Source organism: Schleiferilactobacillus shenzhenensis LY-73, assembly GCF_000469325.1.
GTDB classification, from domain to species: domain Bacteria; phylum Bacillota; class Bacilli; order Lactobacillales; family Lactobacillaceae; genus Schleiferilactobacillus; species Schleiferilactobacillus shenzhenensis.
The window spans coordinates 72,321-74,904 of the sequence record NZ_KI271588.1; the positions used below are offsets into that span (position 1 = coordinate 72,321).

1 protein-coding gene is annotated in these 2,584 nt (G+C 55.9%); it reads left to right on the forward strand.

Annotated features, from left to right (window positions below; translation table 11 throughout):
- Positions 1 to 235: 235 nt before the first annotated feature.
- Entirely contained in the window at positions 236 to 2,557 is a 2,322-nt protein-coding gene (locus L248_RS07185) for an ABC transporter ATP-binding protein/permease (RefSeq protein ID WP_040535453.1), read from the forward strand.
- The last annotated feature ends 27 nt before the right edge of the window (positions 2,558 to 2,584 follow it).

Sequence of the window (2,584 nt, forward strand, 5' to 3'; positions counted from 1 at the left end):
GACTTTAAGCCCGCGCAAAGTACGCGCGGTCTTAAAGCTCGGCCTTTCTGTAAGCGGGCAAGAGCGCCCGCTAACAGAAATTTCATGGCTGACGCCCGCCAGCCTCCGGGCCCAAATCGCCTACGTTCTACGGAATCGTAGGATGTCCAGACCTCAGACGGATAGACAGTTCAGCCAAAGTGGCTTAACGTACTTGTATCACGGTATCGATAATGTGCAGACAAAGGGGATCGTTATGCTCGAACTCAAAAACATCAAAAAGTACTACCACGTCGGCGACACCATCACCAAGGCACTGGACGATGTGTCCGTCGCCTTCCGGCAGCAGGAATTTGTCGCTATCCTGGGCCCTTCCGGTTCTGGGAAGACCACGCTGCTGAACATGATCGGCGGGCTGGACCGCTATGATTCCGGCGACCTGATCATCGAGGGCAAGTCCACCAAGACCTTCAAGGACGCCGACTGGGATGCGTACCGGAACAACTCCATCGGCTTCATTTTCCAGAGTTACAACCTCATCGGCCACTTGAGCATCATGGACAACGTGGAGATGGGAATGACCTTGTCCGGCGTGTCGAAGGCAGAAAAGCGCAAACGCACCGAGGACGCCTTAATTCGGGTCGGTCTCAAAGAACACATGCACAAGCAGCCCAACCAATTGTCCGGCGGCCAGATGCAGCGGGTGGCGATTGCCCGGGCGATTGCTAACGACCCGGAGATCTTGCTGGCGGACGAGCCCACCGGTGCTTTGGATTCCGAGACCAGCGAAGAAATCATGCAGCTGATCAAGGACCTTTCTAAAGAACGCTTGGTCATCATGGTCACCCATAATCCCCAGCTGGCGAAGCAGTATGCTGACCGCATCATCAACTTCGCGGACGGCAAGATCATTGATGACTCCAATCCGTATAGCGAACATGAGGCGGACGACCATTTCACCTTGAAGCGCACCAAGATGAGCTTCTGGACGGCCTTGAAGCTGTCCTTCACGAACATTAAGACGAAGAAGGGACGCACCTTCCTGACGATGTTCGCCTCCAGTATCGGGATTATCTCGGTGGCCATCGTCTTGGCGCTGTCCACCGGCTTCCAGTCCCAAATCGACAAGACCGAGGCGGAGACGCTGGCCCAGTACCCCATCACCATCGCCCAGCAGGGCACGGATACGTCGACCCGGCCGACGCAAGAGAAGGGCTTTTCTAAAAGTAAGGAAATCACGGCCCAGACCTCCGCTTCCGATAAAGCGCAGCACGTGAACAAAATTGACCAGGATTATCTGGACTACATCAACGGGCTGAACAAGAAGCTGGCGAAGAACATCAGTTATACATACACCACCGGTCTGAACCTGATTCGCAATGTGGACGGCACGTATAAGACAGTGAAGTTCTCCAACAGCAACCCGGACCGTACCGGCGCCGATAGCAGCGCTATGATGGCCACGCTGGGCGTGGGCGGTTCAGTCTATCCTGTGGACCGGTACGGCAAGCAGTCGTATCTCAAGGAGAACTATAAGGCCATTGCCGGCCGCTACCCCACAAAGGCGACCGACGTCGTGCTGGTCGTGAACCGAGACAACACCATCAACATTAACAGCCTGAAGAATCTGGGCTTCACCGTTAAGGAGAACCAGAAGTACACCTTCAAGGACCTGCTGGGCCAGCAGATCAAGGTCGTGGCGAATGACGACTACTACCAGAAGCTGCCCACCGGCAATTTCCTGCCGAAGAAAGCCAGCGCGGCCATGGCGGATTCTAAGAACACCAAGACCTTGACCATTGTCGGCGTGATGCGGGTCAAGTCGAAGAAGTCCGATGGGATGCTGGCACCAGGGATTGCCTACTCTGATCAGCTGAGCCGGCAGGTCATCGCCCAGAACGAAAATTCCGCCATCGTCAAGGCGCAAAAGAGCAGCGACACCAACGTGCTCACCGGCGAAGCGACGAGCGGTACGGCGAAGAAGACCCTGATCGGCTACCTGGGCGGGTCCAAGATCCCAGCGGCCATCCAGATCTATCCGAACAACTTCGACGATAAGGATAAGATCCTCAAGTACTTGGATAAGTACAACAAGGGCAAGAGCAAGGCCAACAAGATCATCTACACCGACCTGGCCGGGACGGTCTCCAACCTCACCGGCGGCCTGATGAGCGCCATCACCTATGTCTTGGTCGCTTTCGCTGGTATCTCACTGGTCACCAGTATGATCATGATCGCCATCATCACCTACACGTCCGTCTTGGAACGGACCAAGGAAATCGGCGTACTCAAGGCGCTGGGCGCCCGGAAGAAAGACATCACCCGGGTGTTCGACGCAGAGACCGTCATCCTCGGCGTCGGCGCCGGGGTGCTGGGCGTCTTCATCGCTTGGCTGGCGACGTTCCCCATCAACGTGATTCTTTACAACATCACGGATCTGGCCAACGTTTCCCACTTGAACCCCGTTCACGGTGTGATTTTGATCGTCATCTCCACGATCCTCACCGTACTGGGCGGGCACATCCCAGCTCGGATGGCGGCGAAGAAAGACGCGGCGATTGCGCTGCGGACGGAGTAGTTGACCAACTGAACAGAAAAAGACACA

Coding starts and splice junctions, on each gene's coding strand:
- L248_RS07185 (WP_040535453.1), top strand. CDS start 236: ATGCTCGAACTCAAAAACATCAAAAAGTACTACCACGTCGGCGACACC.